A 22,567-nucleotide genomic window follows, 5' to 3' on the forward strand; every position below is an offset into this window, starting at 1 on the left:
TTTGCTGTTGTTTCCACATCTACACACTCTGCAGGCTGGAACAGGTCTTCAGGCCTTTTCCAGCGGGATGGGGCCGGGCGGTGAATCTCCCCGAAACCACCCGGTTATTGAAAATCGGTGTGCGCGCACATACGGCGCCACCACGGAGACCGAATGATCGGCCGGGATTCTAAAGATGTTGATGGCATTGAAGATCGGCCGATAGGCCTCCTTCACATCGTTGCGCTCATCGAAGAATTGCAGGAAACCACCCCAGTCTCGCCCCCAGTTCTCGGTAAGGTTGATGACATAGGCGGCAAGGCGTCGCTCCGCAGGCACTTCATCGGTGTGACATTTCAGGAAGTGCCCTGCCGTAAAGAGTGTCCCTTGCCCGTCGGCCCAGCGAATGTCCTCCAGTCCCGTTACCCGGCGAATGAATGACAGGAAGGGTTCGCTGTTGATGAATTCATAGGCGTCGAACAGCCGGGTCGGGGCGAGGCGTCGTTGGAAGTACTCCCTGAAAAGCGGGTAGTAGGCGTAGAAAAACTGATAACCGTTGCGCGCGCCTTCGTGGATTGCAGCAACCGCGCTGGCGCCTTTGTCGCGCGGCATTGCGTTCACGGCGGCGGCATCGAGTTCGATAACCTGGTTTCCCTGATTGTAGACAAGCCCCCAAGGCAGGCGCTGCAATTCGGAAACCAGGGCGCGTGCCGAAGGTTCAGTGAGGAAGTCGCGGATCTGTATGCGTCCACGCTGTGCAAACGTGTGGGCGAGCGCGCTGTCATCGAGCGCAGGATTGAGTTCCAGCTTCATACCCAACCTTTACCTCCGGGTGTAGGCTGCTACCATAAGCTATGGCAAATCCGGGCGCTATTCTTGCCGATCCTTCTTGGTTTCCGCATCGCTACGACGAGCAACGGCAGGTCGTCCAATTCATCCGGCTCGATCGCGATGCGCACCGCAGCGCGACGTTCCTGACGGACGAATATCTGGGTGAGCGCGAACGCACCCTCGTTCCGGTTTCCGCGCTTCACGAGTTCACGGCTCCGCCGAACCCTGTGCATTTCCTGTTTCATTCCGCCTTTTGCTGCTCGACGCTTCTTGCGAGTGCGCTCGATGTTCCGGGGCATGTCTTCGGGCTCAAGGAACCGCAGATCATCAATGATCTTGCCGGCGCTGCGCTTCGTGGGAAGCGTGATCCGGATTTGCTCCACCGCGTGCTCGGTCTGCTCGCGAGGGCAGAAAAGACCGTCGTCATCAAGCCGAGCAATGAAGCCAATGTGCTCATCGCGCAGATGCTTGCGGTCCGGCCGAACGCCCGCGCACTGCTCATGTCTTCGGGATTGGAGGACTTCCTGTTCTCCGTCGCCAAGAAGGGCATGTTCGGCCGCATATGGGTGCGGCGCCAACACACGCTGCTCGCGCCGCGCCAGCGCTTGCCAACCGGATTTTCGCCCGCCGAGGTCTTCCAGCAGACCGATCTTCAGATCGCCGGCATGGTGTGGCTGATGCACCGCGCCGAGTTTATCGATCTCGTCGCGGGACAGCCCCAACGGGTCCGCAGCCTCGATGCCGCTGATCTGCTTGCGCACAAGCGCGACGTATTCGAAAGCGTCGCGCGCTGGTTCGATCTCGGCTTCGCCGACCGCGACGTCGATCAGGTGATGGCATCGGGCCGGTTCGAAACCCATGCGAAAGAGCTCGGACGGACCTACGACGCAACTGCGCGGGAACGCGAGCGCGTCCGTCAGGAAAGTGCCTACGCCGAGGAAATCGCCATGGTGGCGAACTGGATTTCGGCGGTGGCGGGACATATCGGACTGCAGCCCGCGCTCAGCAGCCCGGTACACCGGGTTGCCGCCTAGCCCACCTGAAACGCCAGCGCGCCGTCGCCTTCGTCCACCTTCACTGTCGCGCCGTCGCCGATCTCGCCTGAGAGGATCTTGTCGGCGAGGGGGTCCTGCAGATATTTCTGCACCGCCCGTTTCAGCGGCCTTGCGCCGTACACCGGGTCGTATCCGACCCGGCCTAGCCACGCCCTTGCCGCATCGGTGAGGTCGATGGTGATCTTCCGGTCGGCGAGCAGCTTCTGGACGCGCGAGACCTGTAGATCGACGATCGGCCCCATGTGCGCCTGCGCCAGCCGGTGGAACAGGATGATCTCGTCCAGCCGGTTCAGGAACTCGGGCCGGAAATGCCCGCGCACCACGGTCATCACCTCGTCCTCCACATCCTTCACGGTCTGGTCGTCGCGGAGTGACGAAAGATACTGCGAACCGAGGTTCGAAGTGAGGATGATGATGGTGTTGGTGAAATCCACCGTGCGGCCCTGGCTGTCGGTCAGCCGCCCGTCGTCGAGCACCTGCAGGAGCACATTGAAGACGTCAGCGTGCGCCTTCTCCACCTCGTCGAACAGCACGACCTGATAGGGCCGCCGCCGCACCGCCTCGGTGAGCACGCCGCCCTCGTCATAGCCGACATAGCCCGGAGGCGCGCCGATCAGGCGGGAGACGCTGTGCTTCTCCATGAACTCGCTCATGTCGATGCGCACCATCGCGCCCGCGTCGTCGAACAGAAACTCGGCGAGCGCCTTCGTCAGTTCGGTCTTGCCGACGCCCGTCGGCCCGAGGAACAGGAAGCTGCCCAGCGGACGGTTCGGGTCCTGAAGCCCCGCACGCGCGCGGCGCACTGCGGCGGACACGGCCTTCACCGCGTCTTCCTGCCCGATCACGCGCTTGCCGATCAGCGCTTCCATCTGCAGCAGCTTCTCGCGCTCGCCTTCCAGCATCCGGTCGACCGGAATGCCTGTCCAGCGTGAAACGACGGCGGCGATATCGTCGGCAGTGACTTCCTCGCGCACCATTGCGCCTTTGCTGGCACCTTCGGCTTCAGCCAGCTGCTTTTCGAGACCCGGAATGACGCCGTAGGAGAGTTCGCCCGCCCGCGCGAGATCGCCCGAACGCTGCGCCTGTTCCAGCTCGCTGCGCGCGGCATCGAGCTGTTCCCTCAGCTTGGTCTCCGACTGCATCTTCTCGCGCTCGGCTTGCCACCGGGTGGTCAGCTCCCGAGACTGTTCCTCCAGATCCGCGAGGTCGCGTTCCAGATTGGCCAGCCTGTCCTTCGACGCCTCGTCCTTCTCCTTCTTCAGCGCCTCGCGTTCGATCTTCAGCTGGATGATGCGGCGGTCGAGGTTCTCGATCTCCTCGGGCTTCGACTCCACCTCCATGCGCAGGCGCGAGGCGGCCTCGTCCATCAGGTCGATGGCCTTGTCCGGCAGGAAGCGGTCGGTGATGTAGCGGTTCGAAAGCGTCGCGGCGGAAACCAGCGCCCCGTCTGTAATGCGCACGCCGTGGTGAAGCTCGTACTTCTCCTTCAGCCCGCGCAGGATCGAGATCGTATCCTCGACGGTCGGCTCACCCACGAACACGGGCTGGAAGCGCCGCTGCAGGGCGGGGTCTTTCTCCACATGCTTGCGATATTCGTCGAGCGTCGTCGCGCCGATGCAGTGCAGTTCGCCGCGCGCGAGCGCAGGCTTCAGCAGGTTGGAGGCGTCCATTGCGCCTTCGGACTTGCCCGCGCCGATCAGCGTGTGCATCTCGTCGATGAACAGGATGATGTTGCCCTCGGCGGCCTTCACTTCGTCGAGTACGCCTTTCAAGCGTTCCTCGAACTCGCCGCGATACTTGGCGCCCGCGATCAAGCTGCCCATGTCGAGCGCCATCACGGTGCGGTCCTTGATGCCGTCGGGCACGTCGCCATTCGCGATGCGCAGCGCTAGGCCTTCGGCGATCGCGGTCTTGCCGACGCCCGGCTCGCCGATCAGCACGGGGTTGTTCTTGGTGCGCCGTGCCAGCACCTGTATCGTGCGGCGAATTTCCTCGTCACGGCCGATCACGGGGTCGAGTTTGCCCTCTCGCGCTGCAGCGGTCAGGTCGCGCGCGAATTTCTTCAGCGCGTCATAACGGTCTTCTGCGCCGGCCGTGTCGGCGGTACGGCCCTGACGTAGCGTTTCGATGGCGCTGTTGAGGCCCTGTGGCGTCACGCCTGCAGCAGCCAGCGCCTTGCCCGCGGCGGTTTCCTTCGCGAGCGTCAGTGCAAGCAGCAGCCGCTCGACGGTGACGAAGCTGTCACCCGCCTTCTTCGCGACCTCTTCGGCCTGGGTGAGGACGCGTACGGTGTCATTGTCCCACTGCACGCTCTGCGCGCCACCGCCAGAGACCTGCGCGTGCTTGGCGAGCGCCTGATCGACCTCCCGCGTCGCCGCGCGGGCATCGCCGCCCGCCTTCTGGATGAGGCCGGAGGCCATACCCTGCTCGTCTTCGAGGAGCGCCTTCAGCAGATGCTCGGGCGCCACACGCTGGTGGCTCATGCGGATCGCGACGGTTTGCGCGGATTGCAGGAAGCCTTTGGCGCGGTCGCTGAATTTCTCGATATTCATGGCGTTTACATCCCCCGTGCGGGCAATCATGGACTGAGCGCGATATGGTGTTGCAGTTTTGCAACGCAAGCGCCCGGCGCAAGTTTTTTACGCCGGGCTACGCGCCCTTCACATGACTCTGATCAAACAGAGCGGATGGTCAACGGCGGCGGCGGCCCTCGAGTTCCTCGAAGGTTTTGTTGCCGATCGGGTAGTCCCGCCAGCTGCCGAAATCGAAATGCCACCATTCCTCGGGATAGACGTCGAAACCCTCGGCCTCGATCGCGCTCCGCAGCACCTCGCGCAGCCAGCGTTGATGGTCGGTGCCACCCACGAAGTTGGAGTAGGAGCGGGTCGAAAACTCGTCGTAGCGTCCCGTCGTTTCCATCGGCTTGCCCGTGGCAAGATCGAACATCGTGAGATCGACGGCAGCGCCGCGATTGTGGCGCGAACCCTGCGACGGGTCGGCGACGAACATGCGGCTGGAAACCGGGCTCGCATCCCAGAACATCTTGGTCACGTACCAAGGGCGATAAGCATCGTGAATGAGGAGGCCGTAGCCGCGCTTTCGAAGCGCCTGGTTAACGCGGGCCAGCGCCTCGGCGGCGGGCCGCTGCAGATAGGCGCGGGCGCTTTCGTATACCGGAATGCCCATGAAGTTGTTTGTGCCCGCATAGCGCACGTCGAGCCGGATCGTCGGGTCGGCCCTGGTGATGGCATAAAGGTCGCTCGGCTTTGCCGAAGGCGGCTCGTGCGGCGGCGTGGCGGCCAGTGCCGCGGTCCGAAGCCCGGCGAAATTGGCCTGCACACCCTCGCGGACCTTCGCTTCCACCTCCGCGCCGAAATCGCGGCGCGGGAAGCGGATGCCGCTCAGGCTCGCCGCTGTGACCGTCCCTGCCGCGTCCCGCTCGAAAGCGAGTGCTTCGAACGGATAGAGGCCGCGATTGGTAGGGAAGGCGTAGTGGTCGGCTGCCGTTCGCGTCAGCGGCGAATGCTCCGTCCATTCGATCCACACGAACGGCGTCCCGTCACGCTCGTAGACGCGAAGCACGTTGTGTTCCCAGCCGTAGTCGCCGACGAGCGCGGCGAGTTCGGCATTCGGCCGCGGCGGCTCGAGCATCTCGCCGCGCGCGTAGCGGACCCCGCCCACCTCGATCCATGCACCGTCATCGGCGATGGCCAGCTTTTCGAACCGGGTCTGTGCGTCCTCGACGACATACCCGGTTGCGGTGTGCCGGATGTCGCCGACAAGTTCGGGCGCGTCGATCACCAGACGGCCAGCGTAGATACGGGTGCTGACGCTCTGCTTCCCGTTGGTGAACCAGCCCGAAAGCCGCTTTGCTGTGTCGCCCGTGACAAGCTCGCTTTTCAGGAAGGCGGGGGGCTCCGCGCCCGCCTTCAGTGCCAGCATCGTACGAAGCGCATAGTCCGCCAGCCGGGCGGTGATGTGGTTCGACGAATCGACGGTGGAGAAGGCGACCACGCCGATGCCGTCATCGGGCAGCACGCGCAGTTCCGTGGCGTGGCCGTAGATTGCGCCGCCGTGGCCGACGACGCGTTTTCCGTCCATGTCCCCGACCACGAAGCCGAGGCCGAAGACGCGGGCGCCCGGATCCGGATACTGTCGCCGCCACATCTCGTCGAGCGAGGCCGCTTTCAACATGCGGCCATTCGGAATCGCGCCCTTGTTCAGCAGCGCCTGCGCAAAACGGCCAAGGTCGCCGGTCGTCGTGAACAGGCTTCCGGCCGCGGGCGTGCCGAGTTCGATCGGCGGAGCGGCGATGCGAGGGCCGTCAAACGCGGCCATTTCGCTGTACGCGATGCGTCCGGCGAAGGGTGCGGCGGTGAGGCCGCTCGATGCCATGCCCAGGGGATCGAGCACGAGGCTATGCAGGGCCTTCTCGTAGGGAAGGCCCGTAACGCGCGCGACGACCTCGCCGACCACCGCAATTCCGGCATTCGAATATTTGGTGATGGTGCCGGGCGCGGCAACGAGCGTCGTGTCATTCAGGCTGAGCACGGCATCAGCCTGCCCCTTCGGCGCCGTATCAAAGTAATGCCCACGCAGGGGTTCGCGGACGAGGCCGCTGCGATGCGTCATCAACTGGCGCAGCGTGATTTCGCCCCCGAAAGGGTTTTTGGGCTGAAACGTGGGCAGGTAGGTGCGAACGGGCGCGTCGAGGTCGAGCTTGCCCTGCTCGACGAGCTTCATGACAGCGACATCGGTGAACAGCTTGCTGACGGAGCCCGCGCGGTAAACGGTGTCTGGCGCTGCTGGCACGTTTCCGTCGGCATCCGCCTTGCCCCACGCGCCTGACCAGCGAACGCCGTCCTGGCCGACGATCGCGATGGCGATCGAGGGGATCCGCTTCTCCCGCATTTCCCACTGCGCGGCATCGGCGATCAGCGCGGCTGCGCGATCGAGCGCAGGATCGGGAGCCTGTGCCAGCGCGGCAGCGGGGGCTATCAGCACGATCACCCATGCGAGCAGTCTTTTCATTGCAAACCTCCATCCCCCTGAGCCGGGTCCGCCGGCTCAAAAATATGTCCGTACCGATCCGGTCACATGCAACTGGTCATCGACGATATAGAGCAGCTTCCATTTGTCGAACGTCGTGCATGGGTGCGAAATGCCGAAGCTGATCAAGTCGCCGGGTTCCAGCGGCGAGTTCGCCGGAACGTCGAGATAGGCGTGCTGATCGTCGAGGCGCGAGGCGCGGTGCGTCTCACCGAGCGGCCGCGGCGTCGCATCGGGGCCGGGCCGGGCCCACGCGAGCGGGGTGGGGCGGGCAACGTCTTCGCCGATGTCGCGCTTGCCGAGGCCCGCGATCACCCGCGTCGGTTCGGGACGCGAATGGACATAGGCCCAGACTTCCAGCGCGGGGCGGAGTCCTTCGCCGAGGCTCGCGGCGATCGGCGAACGGACTTCGAGCTGCTCGATGAGCTGCTTGTAGAAATGGCTGTCGTGTACGAGGTAGCAGCCGCTGCGCAACAGAACGAAGAAAGGCCGTTCCTGCCGCGCCGCGCCGAATCTCTCCGCGACACGGTCGAACAGCGATGAACCGCCCGCAGAGAGGATGGGCTCGCCGGAAAACAGGCCCGTGTCGTGGCAGTGTTCGGCGAGCCGGACGATCCGCTGCAACAGCGCATCGACCTTCGCGTCGCGCTCGGCGGCTTCGAGGCCCTGGATGATGCCCTCGAATGCCTCGATACCGCGCAGGCAGATTTGAGACGAAGCCGCGATCCGTTCGGCTGCCGCCAGCGCCTCCGCATCATCGCGGAAGCCCGTGCGTCCGCCCGGGAGACCAAGCTCGATCAAAACCTGGAGCCGCCGGCCCGGCGGAGACGCTGCCAGCCCCGCTTCGAGCAGATCGATCGCGCGCATCGAGTCGACGAGGCAGTAGAAATCGAAACCGGGATCCGCGCGAAGCTCGCCCGCGACGTAGGCGATGTTCTCGCGGCCCACGAGCTGATTCGCCATGAAGATTCTGCTGATGCCGAATGCGCGGTATGCACGCACATGGCCGGCGGTTGCCGCAGTGATTCCCCACGCGCCGTCCGCTATCTGCATGGCGAAAAGCTCCGGACTCATCGTCGTCTTGCCATGCGGCGCGATTTTCGTACCCGTCAGTTCGGTGAAGCGCTGCATCCACCGGCTGTTGTGCTGAAGCGCCGAGCGGTGCAGCACGGCCGCCGGCAGCATCAGATCCTCGTTCAGAACCGAAAGCCCGGCGGACGCGAGATCCGCTTCATTGCCATGCCACGCCGCGGGCAGGCCCTTGATCCGCCAATCGAGATGATCCCGTGGCACGTTGATCGCCATTACGTTCTCTTTTTTCTGCTTTTCTGTTGTCGCTATCGCGTCCGCTCGTAACGGATCACCTTGCCCGCCCGCGCGCCGGTCATCTTGCCATCCTCGACCGCAAGCACGCCATTGACGAAGACGTAGTCCATGCCGGTTGAATACTGCGCCGGGTTCTCGAACGTGGCGCGGTCCTGAACAGTCTCGGGATCGAAGATCACAACGTCGGCCGCATAGCCGACGCCGAGCCTGCCGCGATCGAACAGGCCGAGCCGGTTTGCGGACGCGGAGGTCATGCGGCGGATGGCTTCCTCCAGCGGGATCACTTTCTCCTCGCGCACATATTTCGCGAGCACGCGCGGCATCGTGCCGTAGGCGCGCGGATGCGTGGCGAGGCCGTCGACATCGGGACTCGCGGGCGAGGTATCGGTGTTGATCATCACGAACGGGGCTTTTAGCGCGATGCGCTTCTGTTCTTCGTTCATGCTTAGCGGTGCGACGCTGACGCCGCCCTCCGCGATCGTGTCGAACACGAACGTCCACGCGTCCTTGCCGCGCAGTTTGGCAGCTTCTGCTATACTGAGGCCGACGAGTTCCTTGCCGAGCCGGTCGTCAGTGATCTGGACGTTCGCCCAGTCCTGCCCGACGTGGTCGTACCAGTTTTCCCAAGACGTGTCGGTTTCCACGACCTTGCGGAGGTCGGCGCGCACCTTCGGGTCGGCGAGCGTCTTGTAGAAGGCTTCCGGCCCCTTCGCGTAGGACCACGGCGGCACGAACGAGCCGAGGCCGATGCCGTTGCGCACGTAGGGATAGATGTCGGTGGTGACGTCGAGGCCTGCGGTACGGGCGTCGGCGATCTTGTCGACCGCCTTCTGCATCAGCGGCCAGTTCTTCACGCCCGCTGCCTTCAGGTGATAGATTTGCACGGGAATCCCCGCGCCCTTGCCGATCGCGATCGACTCGTCGATGGATTCGAGAAGTTTGTTGCTCTCGTTTCGCATGTGCGTGGAATAAAAGCCGCCGTAAGGCTTCACCATCTTCGCAAGTTCGATCAGTTCCGCAGTGCTCTGATAGTTTCCGGGCGGATAGATGAGCGCCGTGGAGAGGCCCGAAGCGCCGTCGCGCATCGCTTCGTCCACGAGTTTCTTCATCGTTTCCATTTCGCGCGCGGTCGGCTTCCGGTCCTCGACACCCATTACCACACGGCGCACCTGCGCAGCGCCGACGTTGTGGACGACGTTGACCGGCACGCCGAGCGTTTCCAGGATGTCGAAATATTCCTTGTAGGTGCGCCAGCGATATGGCTTGCCCTGGATCATCACCGGATCAGGCTGGGTCGTCTCATTCTGCGGCGCAGGTGAGCCGCCTTCGCCGCTCAGATGCACCGTGATCCCCTGCGTCAGCCGCGACTGCGCCGAAGCTGGATTGGTCACGTAGACGAGCGTGCTCTGACCCATGAAATCCATGAAGCCGGGAGAAACGACCCGATCCTTCGCATCAATGATCCGCGCGGCACGCATGGTATCGGTCGTCTCATTGCCGATCCACGCGATCTTGCCATCGTCGATGGCAATCGCACCGCGAAACCATGGGCTCCCGCTGCCGTCCACGATACGCGCGTTCGTGATCAGGAAGTCCCACGTGTCGTCGGCCTGCGCGGCCGGGGCAAACGCCGCCAGCAGCAGCGCGCCGAGCGCAGCCTGTGTCCGCATCTTCATGTCCAAGGCCCCGCGCTCAGTTGACGGTGAGGAAGTGGTCGTAGGCGACACGGGCGATATCGGCGATCACCTTGTCCTGTATGTCCTTGCCCTTGGTGTCACCCTTCACGAACACGGCAATGGCAAACTGTTTGCCGTTGGGGAGCGTGATGATGCCGACGTCATTCGCCACCGAGTTCAGCGTGCCGGTCTTGTGCGCGATGACCGTATCGGATGGCAGAAGACCCTTCAGGCGCTTTTCGCCGGTGCGGCAACGTTCCATGATCTCGATCAGCGTTTTGGTGCTCTTTGCACTCATCGCCTTTCCGGAATGGATGCGGAGCAACAGCTGCAGCATGGCCTCCGGCGTCGAGGAATCACGCGGATCAGCGTTGAACGGCACATTCGGGCCGCGATTGCGCATTGCGGGATCGGCCTTGATCGCAGCCTCCACATTCTCCTTGAATGTGGGTAGGCTCGGGTTCTCGATACCCATGGCGCGGTAAATGAGGTGCGCAGTGTCGCCGTCGACGCGCTGTCCCGCGATCCCCTGGCCGCGCAGCCACGCGGTAACGGCGGCGGGGCCACCCGCAAGCTGGACGAGCACATCGGTCGAGGTGTTGTCGCTTTGCGTGATCATGAACTCGAGCAGGTTGTAAACCGAAAGCGCGATGCCCGGATGCGGTGTCTGGATCGCCATGCCGTAGGAGCCGACGAGCAGCTTCGGATCGACCGTTACCATCTGGTCGAGTGTGATCTCACCCTTGTCGATCCTCTCGAAAATCTTGCCGGCAACAGCGATCTTGAACGTGCTCGCCATCGGAAAGGTCGTTCCGGCGTTCAGGGTGGCCATGTCCTTGCCGTCGACCGCCTGGACAGCAACACCAACGGTGCCATCGGTCTGCTCGGCGAAGAGCTTGAACGCATCGGAAAGGCGGCTTTGCGAGGTTGCCGCTGCAGGTGCGGCCAGAACCGGTATTGCTGCGGGGCCAGAGGCCCACAATGCGGCGGAAACGAAGGCCACGAGAGAAGCGCGTCGCATGGGCAGTCCTTTCATCGATTGTTGTTGGAACGCTGATCAGCCGCGATGACTTGACTGCGGCGATTTTCACATTTGTCTAATTTTGAAAAATCTGGTGTAGCTGATCTCGTTTCGCCGCCATGACAGCAGTGCATTGCTCTGCTAGTTTGTGGCAAGGGGAGAGGATCACAATGTCTACTGCAAACCGCAGTGCCGCGCGCCCGAAAGCGGCAGCTTCGTCTGGGGATATTGACCCGGGTGAGGTTCTGCGCGGCATCCGTACCGAACGCGGTCTGACGCTCGCAGAGGTCAGCAAGCGGACCGGTATGCCGATTTCCACCTTGTCCAAGGTTGAAACAGGCAAGATTTCGCTGAGCTACGAAAAGCTGATGCGCCTGAGCCGCGGCCTTGACATCGACATCACGCGGCTGTTTGCCGCGCCGAAGCCGGCTTCCGGGGCCGGCAGGTCGCTCGCCACGGGGCGCCGTACGATTACGCGTGCCGGTGATGGGCCGAGGATACGCACCGCAACCTACGATTACGTTTATCCGTCTGCGGACCTTCTCAACAAATCGCTCAATCCGATGATCATCGATGTGCATGTGCGGTCGATCGCCGAATTCGGCGACCTGATGCGACATCCGGGCGAGGAGTATGCGCTGGTTCTGGAAGGCCAGTGCGAATTTCATTGCGACCTTTACGCTCCCTCTCTGATGTCCACGGGGGACTCGGTCTATTTCGACGGTAGCATGGGCCACGCCTATGTCGCGGTGGGCGAGGGGCCCTGCCGCATCCTCTCCATCTGCTCGGCCACCGATGCCGACCTGAAGTCGGCCCTCAACCCTCTCACGAAAGACCCCGCGTAGAGATAGTGCAGGCGGTCCGGCTGGGACTCCGGACCGCCTGTAGCGTTCAGAACTTGAAGCGAACGCCAAGGTTATATACGCGGCCGATCATGTCATAGAGGCTGCGTGTCGTCGCGTAGCCGTTGTAGGCGGTGATCGGCGGTGCGTTGTCGGTCAGGTTCTGGATCGTGCCGAACAGCGCAACGCGCTGGTTGCCGTCGTCGATCAGCGTGACCTCACCCGAGATGTCGAGATAGAGACGGCCATTCACGCTTTGCTTGTCGGTTGTGCCGGAATTTTCCGTTGGCAGGCCGTCATTTTCTTGCGTGATCTTGCCGCCGCCAACATAGCGACCAGTTAGCGCCAGCTTGAATGCATCGGTTGTGTAAGCCGCGCTGGTCGTGAACCGCCAGTGCGGTGTTCCGCCCACGCCGTTGATGCTGATCAGTTCGGTGTTGCCTGCGAAATGCGTGGTGTTTGTGCCGTCAACGAGGTCGAGCTTGTCTGTGTAGTTGATGAGGGCGCGCAGATCGAGATCGCCGCTGAACAGCGGCATCCCGTAAGAAGCCTCCACGTCGAAGCCACGCAACTTGATGCTCTGGAAGTTGGCGGGTGCCGAGCGAATGACCGTGATATTGCTCGTCGGCGTCGGGCGCGTGATGAGCGAACAGAGTGCGGGCGTATCGGTGTAGCAACGCTGAACGATCGCAGCGGTGCTGAGCGAGTTGATCGCGCCCTTGAGGTCAATGTCGTAATAGTCGACTGACAGGCGGAAGCGCGGGATGAATGTCGGCGTGAAGACGACGCCCATCGTCAGCGTGTCCGCCTCTTCCGGTTTCAGGTCCGGGTTGCCGCCCTGGATGTTCTGGACCGAGTAGTTGGTGCCGAGAACAGGGTCGTTGATACCGAAGATGAACGTATTACCCGATGCGAACATTTCGTCGAGGCTGGGCGCACGAATGTCGCGTGACCGGGTGGCGCGGAAACGCAGGGAGTCATTCACGTCATAGGTCGCGCCGATCTTCCACGTCTTCACCGTGCCGGAGGTGCTGTAATCGGTCACGCGGCCCGCGAGGTTGAGATCAATTGCCTTCGCCCAGCTCTGCTCGGCCACGAGCGGAACGAGTGCTTCCACGAAGCCCTCCTTCACATTCACGTCCCCGGACCATGGCTTGGCGTTGCCCACGCGGAAGGCGCCGAGTTCCGAAAGCGGATCAGAGGTCACGTCCACGGATTGCTTGCGGTATTCACCACCGAATGCCACCGAGACCGGGCCCGCCCAAGTCGAGAACGGTGTGCCGCGCACCGCGAACGCGGCGACACGCTGCTTGATTTTCCAGTCGCGAACGGCGGTGCCGAGAATATAGTTCTTGGCCTCCTGGGTGACGTTGCCCTCACCGAAGAGATTCATCGGAACGCACCCGTTCGTCGGATCGGTGATCGTAGAGCGGCAGACGATCGCACCCGTGTCGGGGTGGAAAACCGCGTCCATGGACCGCTGCCAGTTGGCGGTGATGCGGCTGCCGGTGAACAGAGCAAGGTTATGCGTCTTGCCGAAGCCGTAATAGGCATCCCAGCTCCAGCCATCGCCAAATTTGCCCTCGGCGCCGCCGGTGATCTGCCACGTGTCGGTGGTAACATCGATTCCGCCGCGTCCGTAGTCCTTCAGACTGCGACCCATCACAAAGCTCGAGATGCTGTTTGCAGCCATCGTCGTGCGGATCGAATCCGGCAGATAGGCATTGTCCGCCTGAATCGTGATCTGGTCGTTGCCGAGAATGCTCGGATTGTTGGATTCGGTGCGGCCGTAGGCGAATTCGGCAAAGATCTTCACGTCATCAACCACATCGTATGAGACGCGGCCAAAACCGGAATAGCGCTTCACCGGGGTTTCGAGCACGAGGTCCGCTGTAGACGGCACACCGTCGCCGCCGTTCATTGTCGTCGCTGTCACCGAGGTGCCGTAAGTGAACGGGATCGGCGTGCCGTCGGGTGCAAATTGGATGCCGCGCAGAATGCCAGGGCTGTTGATGACGCCGCCGAACGAGGCATTGGATGAGCGCGCATCATCCACGATCAGATACTGTGGCTGACCATTGCCGGCGACGTAGGCGGGGTTGAAGATCGTGCTCGGGTTGTTGCCCCACGAGCGGTCGCTCATCTTGTCGACACCGCTGTTGTGGGCCGCTTCACCGCCGATCAGCAGGTGGCCACGGCCACCCCCGAAGTAGGTGCCGAAGGCCGCCGAAGCGAGGAAGTTCCGGTGGTCGTTGTGATCGGTAATGCCGCCCTGCAGCGAGCCTTTGACGCCTTCCAGCGTGGTGTTGAGCCGCAGGTTGACGACACCCGCGACCGCATCGGAGCCGTAGGCGGCCGACGCGCCGCCAGTCACCACGTCGGTACCGGCGATCAGCGCCTGCGGGATCGTGTTGATATTGAGGCCGCCCGTCGTGGTGGTCGGTACGTAACGCTTGCCGTCGATCAGTGTCAGTGTGCGCAGGAAGCCCATGCCGCGTAGATCGAGAAAGTTGCCGCCGAGTGCGGTGGAGAGGTTGGTGGACGTAGCCGGCGTCAGCGAAGCGCGGAGTGCGGGAAGTTGATTCAGCGCGTCCGCGATGTTGGGCGCGGCGATGCGTTCGAGATCTTCGGAGGAAATGTTGGTCGTCGGCGTCGGTGCGGTGAAGCCGCTGCGCTGAATGCGCGAACCGGTGACGATGATTTCGCCGGTGTCTTCAACCTGCTTCACATCGCCTGCTTCGGCTTCCTGTGCCTGCAGCGGTGCGCTCCATAGGGCGACCAGGCCCGTCGTTGCGCAAAGCAGCGCCTTGCCTGCGCGTTGGCGATGGGCACGCGATGCGCCAAGTGTGACGAGAACGGATTTGTCGATCATAATTAAAAAACCCCCCTTCCTCCAGTTTGCAGCAATCCCACGCCCGAACCGCGATACGCAGCTCGGGTCCTCCGTCGCGGGTCGCGAGACGGTTTGGCTGGTGACGGGCAGGTCTTTGCCGCGTCCTCAGCAGTTCGCCATGTCCGGCAGAACGCTCCCCAAAAACCTCCACGAGGAATCCGTTGAATTCCTCCCTGAAAGGGTGTGTCGGCGAATCGCGACTTTACCCTCCGGAGTCAAAATTGCACTTTTTGAAACGATTCGCAATTACGGAAATTTTCTGCATTCGACCCATCTTGGAATTGACAAATTTCCATTTGGGATCACTTTGTCCTTATCAGGAGATTTTATAGTGTTGCAGGCATCTGATCGGCATAGGTGGGGGAAGGGCGCGATTGAATCTGCTTTCTCATTCCTTGCCGCGCCGCGCGCGTGGTGGAGTCATTCATGAACGCCTTTTCCAATGCCCCTTCGGATGCCGCCGCGCGCCTGCCGTATCCCTATCTTCTGTTCCTCGGTGACACGGCCGAGCCCGGGTTTGCGAAGACGGCTTTCGGCGTTCGCGATTGGGCAGGCGACAAATGCGTCGGAGAGTTTTCCGTTGGCGCCACCGTTACGACCGGCCTTCCGATCATGACCCCAGCGGAAGCCCATGCGGCGGGCGCGCGTGCCGTGCTGATTGGTGTGGCAAACCGGGGCGGTGTCATCGGGCCGACATGGATTGCGCCGCTGGTCGAAGCGATGGAGGCAGGGCTCGACATCATCAGCGGTATGCATATTCACCTCGCTGCAGTTCCGGAACTTGCGTCTGCAGCCGAACGGCTCGGTCGGCACCTGATCGATGTGCGCGTGCCGCCCCCAGGGCTTCCGGTCGGGACCGGCCGGAAGCGGACCGGCAAGCGCCTGCTTGCTGTTGGTACGGATTGTGCGCTCGGCAAGAAGTACACGGCGCTCGCCCTGTCGCACGCGTTTGCGGAACGGGGCGTCGATGTCGATTTCCGGGCGACGGGCCAGACCGGGATCATGATCGCGGGCGGCGGCATTCCGATGGACGCGGTGGTATCGGACTTCGAGGCAGGTGCGGCCGAGGTGCTGAGCCCGGATGCGGCGGACGATCACTGGGACGTGATTGAGGGGCAGGGTTCGCTGTTCCACCCCGCGTATGCGGCGGTGTCGCTGGGGCTTCTGCACGGCAGCCAGCCCGACGTGATCGTGGTGTGCCACGAACCCGGGCGTGAGACGATGCTGGGGCTTCCCGATTTCAAGGTGCCGTCGATCGAGGAGACCATTGAGCTCAGCCTCATGATGGGGCGGCGTACGAATCCAGCGATTCGCTGCGGTGGCATCGCGTTCAACACGAGCGCCATGAATGCTGCCGAAGCCGAAGCCTTGATGGCGGCGGAGAGCAAGCGTCTCGGTTTGCCGGTCGCTGACCCCATCCGCAGGGGACCGGCGTTTGATGCGCTCGTGGATAACTGCCTGAAATAGCGTTTTTCCGCGGGTAAAAGCATAAGAATGGGAGAAAAAGGGATGAGCTTCACATCGTTCGGAACGCGCGCCGCGCTTCTTGCAGGCGTGATGGTGCTGTCTGGCACGGCGTCGGCGCAGACGACGGACTACGATATCGTGATCCGCGGCGGGCGTGTGCTCGACGGTGCGGGCAATCCCTGGGTGAACGCCGATGTCGCCATCAAGGACGGGCGCATTGCTGCGGTCGGGGCGATCAAGGCCAAGGGCAAGCGCGAGATCGATGCGCGGGGGCGTTATGTTTCGCCAGGCTTCATCGACATGATGGACCAGTCGGGCCGGGTGCTGCCGGTGAACGGCGCGGCGGAGAACAAGCTGCGTCAAGGCGTCACCACCGTGCTGTCCGGCGAGGGCGGCACGCCGGTCGATGCCGCCGAGATTCCCGCCTATTTTTCAAAACTGGAAACACAGGGCATCGGGGTCAACTTCGGCAGCTATTACGCGACCTCCCAGGCGCGCGTTAAGGTGATGGGCGATGTCGCCGGTGCACCCACGAAGGCGCAGATGGAGGCGATGAAGGCGGAGGTGGCCGCCGCGATGAAGGCGGGCGTGTTCGGCATAACGAGCGCGCTCATCTATCCGCCGAGCAGCTTCCAGACCACGGCCGACCTCGTTGAACTCGCCAAGGTGGCGGGCCAGTGCAACGGCTTTTACGCGACGCACATGCGCGACGAGAGCGCGAAACTGGTGCCCGCCATCGAGGAAGCCATCGAGATCGGCGAAAAGGGCGGCGTGAAGGTGGAAATCTACCACCTGAAAAACGCCTTCGCGCCGGCGTGGGGCACGGGCATGGCAAAGGCGGTCGCGACCATCGAGGCGGCGCGCAAGCGCGGCGTTGACGTGGCGGCAGACATGTATCCCTATCCGGCGGGCGGCACCGGGGTCGAGATCACCGTGCCGAACTGGGTGTGGGCGGACGGCGAGGAAAAAGGCCTCGAACGCCTGAAAGACCCCGCGATCCGCAAGAAACTGAAAGAGCAGCTCGCGGCGGGCTCGATGGAGGGTTGGTCGAACCTCGTGGAAGCCTCCGGCGGCTGGGAGCGCGTTGTGCTCGCCAATTCGCACAGCGACAAGTACGCGCAGTTTCACGGCAAGAACTTCGTCGAGATCGGCAAGGCGCTCGGCCTCGATCCAGCCGACGCGGCGTGGGACATCGTGCTGAACGCCTATCCCAAGCGCTCGATGGCGCTCTATTTCATGATCGATGAGAAAGACATCGAGATGGCGCTCCGCCAGCCCTGGACGAGCATCGGCAGCGATGCGGGCGCCGCGCTGAAACCTGGCGAGATCGATGACCTCGGCCTGCCGCATCCGCGCTCCTATGGCACATTCCCGCGCGTCATCGCAGAATATGTGAAGCGCCGCCCGGTGCTGACGCTGGAGGACGCCGTTCGCAAGATGACCGGCTGGCCCGCACAGCGCATGGGCCTCAGCGACCGCGGGCTTGTGCGGCAGGGCATGCGCGCGGACGTCGTCGTGTTCGACTACGAGGCGCTCGACGACGTGGCCAGCTGGACCAACCCGGTCGATTATCCCAAGGGCATCGACACCGTTATCGTCAACGGCCGCGTCGCGCTCGACAAGGGCAAGCTCGAAGATACGCGAGCGGGTGCCGTGCTGCGGCACAGCTGCAGCTAGTCTCGCCTTGCGGCGCGGGCGTCGGCGCGCGAAAGTGGTTTCATGACCACGACCACGATCGACCCCGCGCAGGCCCGGCTTTTCGACAGCATCGCCCATGAATGGTGGGATGCGGAGGGATCGTCGGGGCCGCTTCACAAGGTGAACCCGGTGCGCCTCGCGTTCATTCGCGAACAGGCGCTGGCCCACTTCGGGCGCGATTCGCGGGACCGGGCGTGGCTTGCGGGGCTGGATGTGCTGGATATCGGCTGCGGCGGCGGCATCCTGGCCGAGCCGCTCGCCCGGCTCGGCGGGCGGGTGAAGGCGATCGACGCCGCGGCCGAAGCCATCGCGGTGGCGAAGGCGCACGCCGCGGATAGCGGCCTTGAAATCGACTATCGCCAGTCCTCCGTGGAGGCGCTGGCGGAAGACGGGAAGTGCTTCGATCTTATCACCTGCATGGAGGTGGTCGAGCACGTCGCGGATGTTCCGGTTTTCCTTGCCGGTATTGCGCGGCTTCTGAAGCCCGGCGGACTCCTGGTATTCTCGACGCCGAACCGCACGGCGCTGTCCTATGCCACGCTGATCGTGGGTGCCGAATGGGTGCTACGCTTCATCCCGCGCGGCACGCACGACTGGAACCAGTTTCTGACGCCCGAGGAACTGACCGCCGCGCTGGAGGCCGCCGAACTCAAGGTTACGGAAACGCGCGGGATCGGCTTCCGCCCCTCGCGCGGCTTCGAACTGTCGGACGACCGCCGCATCAACTACATCGGCGCGGCGATCCACGCCTGACCGGCGGTCTTGCCGAATAGGGATATGTGTGCGGTAACGCGCGGATTCCCGGCCGTTCCGCGCCCGGACGCCCCCCGAAGTTGATGAAGTTGAGACATGCGCGCGCGCGATCGCGTACGCGGGCGCACATGCGCGCTGCCGTATGCGCGCGCGATCAGCGGCGTGAACGGTCGTTTGTTTCGGGATGGCTCTCAGTTCTCGCATGGGCGGTCTCAGCGAGGCGAACATGGGTCGCGGTTCGCGGAGAGCCTTTCAGGCGAAACCCTATTTGGGAAGACCCGGGACGACGGACCTCCGTCCTCCCCGGGCCGCCGTGCGTTACAAAAACCGCGCCACCACATCCCGGTAGCTGCGGCTGACCTTCACCTCGGCGCCGGAGCCGAGCTTCAGGAAACATTCGCCGTTGGTGTGCGGTTTCACCTGCTTCACCTGGTCGAGATTGACGATCGTGGAACGGTGCACGCGCTTGAAGATGCGTGGGTCGAGCCGCTTTTCGAGGTCTTTCATCGTCTCGCGCAGGATCAGCGTATTGTCGCCGGTGTAGATGCACATGTAGTCGCCTGCCGCATCGATCCGTTCGATGCTTTCCACATCGACACGGAAAATCTGGCCGCGGTCCTTGATGTTGATCATGCGCTCGAAACGCGACGCGGCATGAGCTTCCGGGACTGGCTTGATGTCGGCGGCGGCGTTCGGCGCCACTTCCTCGAGAAGCTCCCGCAGCCGGTCCTTTTCGGCACCGGCATTCTTTTCGGCCAGCCGCTGCCGCACGCGTTCCATCGTCGCGGCAAGGCGGGCTTCATCCACCGGCTTCATCAGATAATCGACCGCGTGGGCATCGAAGGCCTTGAGCGCGAACTCATTGTAGGCCGTGACGAAGACCACGAGCGGCGGTTCGATGTCGGCGAGGCCGTTCACGACGGAAAAACCGTCGAAACCGGGCATCTGAATGTCGAGAAATACGACATCGGGTTTGTGCGTCTTGATCGCGCGGATGGCTTCGCGCCCGTTGGCACAACGCTCGATGATCTCGATGTCATCGAACGCTTCCAGCCGCATCTCAAGACCCTTGATGGCCAAAGGCTCATCGTCGACCAATATGGTCCGGATCGTCATTAAGCGTTCTCCTTGAGCCGAACATTGGCCGACTCGAACGGGATTTCAATGTTGGCGACGACCCCCTGCGGTACGTTGGATATCATTTCGAACCGCTGGTCGTCGCCATAGGTCTGAAACAGTCTATCGCGAATATTGTTCAATCCGACCCCGGCGGACGGGACGAGTGCCGATCTTTCTGCGGTGAGCCCCGGTCCGTCGTCGCTGATCGAGATGAGCAGCCGGTCTCCGGAGACATGCGCGGCGACGACGATTTCGGCCCCTTCTTCTTGCGGCGTTACGGCATATTTGATGGCGTTTTCGACAAGCGGCTGGAGGAGGAGCGAGGGCAGACGGCCCTGAAGTGCAGCTTCCTCGATGTCAAAGCGCGTGCGCAGCCGATCCTCGAAGCGCATCCTTTCGATCTCGAAATAAAGCTTCAGCGCCTCGATTTCCTGCGCCAGGCTCACGGTTTCCATAGGATCGCTGACGAGGCTGTAGCGCAGGAACGAGGACAGGCGCGAGAGCATCGTGTTCGCGCGCTCGGTTTCCTTCAGCAGCACCAGCGTCGAGATGCTGTTCAGCGTATTGAACAGGAAATGCGGGTTTAGCTGGTAGCGCAGCATCGCGAGCTGCGCGGCGCTCGCCTGACCCGACAGGATCAGTACGCGCTCCGACTGTTCATCGAGCAGCAGATAGTAATTGATGCCGTAATAGAGCCCCGTCCATGCCGCGAGCACCGAGAGGTCGAGCAGGATCGCGCCGAAGAACTGGATGCCCTGGGGTTCGAACGTGGAGTTGTAGAAGCGCGCGTGCGCCCACACCTCGATCACCGAAAAAACGCCAGCCGCGAGCGCGACGAGCGTGAGTGTGAGGCTCCACACGAACACCGCACGCATCCGGATGATGCGGCGGCAGGCGGCGGACATCAGCAGCGTGAGCGAAAAGCCCGTCGCCGTCGCGATCAGCGTCGGCACGATGTACGCGATGCCCATCGAGTTCGCGAGCCCGCCGAGCGCGCGCAGCACAAGATAAGCTGACCACCCGCCGATCTGGAGCACCCAGAAGGCGTGGTTTTTGTCGGCGAAAAAGCCCTGTTTGGGAAGCGGACCGAGTTTCATCACGCGAAGACTGCAACAATCGCTCGTAAAACGCGAGCGTGGAACTCAGGCCTCAAAACTCAATCCTCGGGTGCGATGGTGACCTTCAGGCCGTCGAGCGCGTCGCTCATCTCGATCTGGCAGGAAAGCCGCGAACTGGCCTGCTTGTGATCCGACGAATCGAGGAGATCGTTCTCGTCTTCGCCGGGGCCGCCCACGGTGCCCATCCACGCATCATCCACGAACACGTGGCACGTCGCGCACGAGCAGCACCCGCCGCACAGCGCCAGAAGCTCATCGAAGCCGTTGTCGCGAATGGCTTCCATCACGGACAGGCCGCTTTCGGCTTCCACCGTCTTTTCCGAGCCGTCGCGCGATACGACAATCAGTTTCGGCATCTCTTACCCCGTTCCCTCGACCTTTGGATTCGGGGAGCCTAATAGCGGCAAGACGAGCGTTGTCAAAAGGCATGAGCAGCGGATGGGTCTGAGTGCGGAGCGCTTGAGGGAAGGCATCGACGCGATTGCGGCGCAGGACGCGCACGTCGCGGCGGCGCTGGTGCGTGCCGGCTATCCGGAGCCGCGCATCCGTGCACGGGGTTATGAAACGCTGCTGCGCACCATTGTGGGCCAGCAAGTGAGCGTCGGCGCGGCGAACAGCATCTGGAACAAGCTTGCGGACGCGATCGGGGACATCGCCGACCCGCGCGCGCTGCTCGCCCGCTCCGCCGAGGAGCTGCGCGCGGCGGGACTGTCTCGGCAGAAAATCGGCTACGCCCAAAGCCTTGCCGGGCTTTCGGCTTCGGGCGAGATCGACTTCGCCAACCTGCCTGCCGACGACGAGGAGGCCATCGCGCTGCTGAGCGCCGTGAAGGGCATCGGGCGCTGGTCGGCGGAAATCTACCTGCTGTTCGCGGAAGGGCGCCCCGACATCTGGCCCGCCGGAGACCTCGCCGTGCAGATCGAGGTCGGCCGCATCAAGGGGCTTGCCGAACGGCCGAGCGAGCGGACGACGCGCGAGATCGCCGAGCTTTGGCGACCGCACCGCGGCGCGGCGGCGGTGTTCATGTGGCACCACTACAAGACCGAGGTGCTCTGAAGGGACCGTGCGTCAGGCGGCGAGGGGGAAGCGCAGCAGGCGGTCTTTGGTGGGCACCAGCGCGGTTGCCGGTCCCCCTGCGGCGCTGAGGATTGCGGGGTGATCGGCGGCAAGCCCGCCGGTGAGCGCCCCGAAGGCGGGCAGGATCAGCTTGCGCTCTGACATCACGAAGCAGCGGCGGCTGACCATGCGGCCGCGGCCGTGCACGCGAATCTTCGGATGGAAATGCCCGCTGATCTCGGGGAGCGCCGATCCGGGCTCCGCTTCGTGACGGAGCACGATGCCGTCCACTTCGACCTCCGCCCGGACTTCACCGATACCATCCGCCTTCAGATCGTGGTTGCCGGTGATCCACACCCAGTCGACGCGGCCCTGGAGCGCGCAGAGCATATCCCGCGCCTTGCCGCCGAGCCGGCCGGGGCCGTCCGCGTCGTGGAAGCTGTCGCCGAGGCACCACAGCGTCGCGGCGCCTGTCGCGGCGATCAGCGCATCGAGGTCGGACAGCGTCTGCAGGCTGTCGTAGGGCGGCAGCATCTGGCCGAAACGCGCGAACCAGCTTGCCTTTTCGAAGTGCAGATCGGCGACGAGAAGCGCGCTGCGCGCGGGCCACCAGAGCGCGCCCGCGGCGAGCGGAACCATCTGGTGGCCTGCGAACGAAAGGGGAACCATGCAGGGGCTATGCCC

Annotated in this window: 17 protein-coding genes; 6 read left to right on the forward strand and 11 right to left on the reverse strand. The window is 63.4% G+C overall.

Annotated features, from left to right (window positions below):
* Positions 1-48 precede the first annotated feature (48 nt).
* Positions 49-792 carry a 2OG-Fe(II) oxygenase family protein gene (locus H2052_RS14630; RefSeq protein ID WP_293783112.1) on the reverse strand — a complete coding sequence of 248 codons (744 nt, stop codon included), beginning with the start codon at positions 790-792 and terminating at the stop codon, positions 49-51.
* 41 nt (positions 793-833) lie between these two features.
* On the opposite strand from H2052_RS14630, the gene H2052_RS14635 reads away from it, so the two are divergent.
* Positions 834-1,844, forward strand: a complete 1,011-nt coding sequence (locus H2052_RS14635) for a hypothetical protein (RefSeq protein ID WP_293783115.1) — start codon at positions 834-836, stop codon at positions 1,842-1,844.
* Here H2052_RS14635 and clpB read toward each other — a convergent pair.
* The 5 genes from clpB to bla form a co-directional block, all read right to left on the reverse strand.
* Positions 1,841-4,417 (reverse strand): ATP-dependent chaperone ClpB, encoded by a 2,577-nt coding sequence (gene clpB / locus H2052_RS14640; protein ID WP_293783118.1) that lies wholly within the window; start codon positions 4,415-4,417, stop codon positions 1,841-1,843. The two genes, H2052_RS14635 and clpB, sit on opposite strands and share 4 nt — an antisense overlap.
* A 139-nt stretch (positions 4,418-4,556) precedes the next feature.
* Positions 4,557-6,896 carry a serine hydrolase gene (locus tag H2052_RS14645; protein WP_293783121.1) on the reverse strand — a complete coding sequence of 780 codons (2,340 nt, stop codon included), beginning with the start codon at positions 6,894-6,896 and terminating at the stop codon, positions 4,557-4,559.
* Between the two features lie 36 nt (positions 6,897-6,932).
* Positions 6,933-8,219 carry an amino acid deaminase gene (locus H2052_RS14650; RefSeq protein WP_293783123.1) on the reverse strand — a complete coding sequence of 429 codons (1,287 nt, stop codon included), beginning with the start codon at positions 8,217-8,219 and terminating at the stop codon, positions 6,933-6,935.
* 32 nt (positions 8,220-8,251) lie between these two features.
* A complete protein-coding gene (locus H2052_RS14655; protein ID WP_293783125.1) occupies positions 8,252-9,916 on the reverse strand; it encodes a D-aminoacylase in 1,665 nt (554 codons plus the stop codon).
* Positions 9,917-9,932: 16 nt separating this feature from the next.
* Entirely contained in the window at positions 9,933-10,937 is a 1,005-nt protein-coding gene (bla, locus tag H2052_RS14660) for a class A beta-lactamase (RefSeq protein WP_293783128.1), read from the reverse strand.
* A gap of 170 nt (positions 10,938-11,107) precedes the next feature.
* On the opposite strand from bla, the gene H2052_RS14665 reads away from it, so the two are divergent.
* Positions 11,108-11,782: an XRE family transcriptional regulator gene (locus tag H2052_RS14665; RefSeq protein WP_293783132.1), complete on the forward strand. Its 675-nt coding sequence runs from the start codon at positions 11,108-11,110 to the stop codon at positions 11,780-11,782.
* A gap of 46 nt (positions 11,783-11,828) precedes the next feature.
* On the opposite strand, the gene H2052_RS14670 is transcribed toward H2052_RS14665, so the two are convergent.
* Positions 11,829-14,651 carry a TonB-dependent receptor gene (locus tag H2052_RS14670; RefSeq protein ID WP_293783135.1) on the reverse strand — a complete coding sequence of 941 codons (2,823 nt, stop codon included), beginning with the start codon at positions 14,649-14,651 and terminating at the stop codon, positions 11,829-11,831.
* Between the two features lie 447 nt (positions 14,652-15,098).
* On the opposite strand from H2052_RS14670, the gene H2052_RS14675 reads away from it, so the two are divergent.
* Genes H2052_RS14675 through ubiG form a run of 3 tightly spaced genes read left to right on the forward strand, consistent with a single transcriptional unit; the run spans position 15,099 to position 18,590 of the window.
* Positions 15,099-16,139 (forward strand): DUF1611 domain-containing protein, encoded by a 1,041-nt coding sequence (locus tag H2052_RS14675; RefSeq protein ID WP_293783138.1) that lies wholly within the window; start codon positions 15,099-15,101, stop codon positions 16,137-16,139.
* 42 nt (positions 16,140-16,181) lie between these two features.
* Complete coding sequence (locus H2052_RS14680; protein WP_293783141.1) at positions 16,182-17,816, forward strand: amidohydrolase family protein; 1,635 nt, start codon at positions 16,182-16,184, stop codon at positions 17,814-17,816.
* Positions 17,817-17,858: 42 nt separating this feature from the next.
* Positions 17,859-18,590: a bifunctional 2-polyprenyl-6-hydroxyphenol methylase/3-demethylubiquinol 3-O-methyltransferase UbiG gene (gene ubiG, locus H2052_RS14685; protein ID WP_293783144.1), complete on the forward strand. Its 732-nt coding sequence runs from the start codon at positions 17,859-17,861 to the stop codon at positions 18,588-18,590.
* Between the two features lie 318 nt (positions 18,591-18,908).
* Here the strand turns inward: ubiG and H2052_RS14690 are convergent, their stop codons facing one another.
* Genes H2052_RS14690 through H2052_RS14700 form a run of 3 tightly spaced genes read right to left on the reverse strand, consistent with a single transcriptional unit; the run spans position 18,909 to position 21,183 of the window.
* Complete coding sequence (locus tag H2052_RS14690; RefSeq protein WP_293783147.1) at positions 18,909-19,706, reverse strand: response regulator; 798 nt, start codon at positions 19,704-19,706, stop codon at positions 18,909-18,911.
* Positions 19,706-20,806 carry a histidine kinase gene (locus H2052_RS14695; RefSeq protein WP_293783206.1) on the reverse strand — a complete coding sequence of 367 codons (1,101 nt, stop codon included), beginning with the start codon at positions 20,804-20,806 and terminating at the stop codon, positions 19,706-19,708. The genes H2052_RS14690 and H2052_RS14695 overlap by 1 nt, the downstream gene beginning before the upstream one ends.
* Before the next feature lie 59 nt (positions 20,807-20,865).
* A complete protein-coding gene (locus H2052_RS14700; RefSeq protein WP_293783150.1) occupies positions 20,866-21,183 on the reverse strand; it encodes a 2Fe-2S iron-sulfur cluster-binding protein in 318 nt (105 codons plus the stop codon).
* An 82-nt stretch (positions 21,184-21,265) separates the two neighbouring features.
* On the opposite strand from H2052_RS14700, the gene H2052_RS14705 reads away from it, so the two are divergent.
* Positions 21,266-21,883, forward strand: coding sequence for a DNA-3-methyladenine glycosylase 2 family protein (locus H2052_RS14705; protein WP_293783153.1), 618 nt, complete (start codon positions 21,266-21,268; stop codon positions 21,881-21,883).
* A 12-nt stretch (positions 21,884-21,895) separates the two neighbouring features.
* On the opposite strand, the gene pdeM is transcribed toward H2052_RS14705, so the two are convergent.
* The gene (gene pdeM, locus H2052_RS14710) at positions 21,896-22,552 is read right to left on the reverse strand and encodes a ligase-associated DNA damage response endonuclease PdeM (protein ID WP_293783156.1); all 657 of its coding nucleotides are present in this window, start codon (positions 22,550-22,552) and stop codon (positions 21,896-21,898) included.
* Positions 22,553-22,567 lie beyond the last annotated feature (15 nt).

This window comes from Sphingosinicella sp., from assembly GCF_013911755.1.
GTDB lineage: Bacteria > Pseudomonadota > Alphaproteobacteria > Sphingomonadales > Sphingomonadaceae > Sphingosinicella.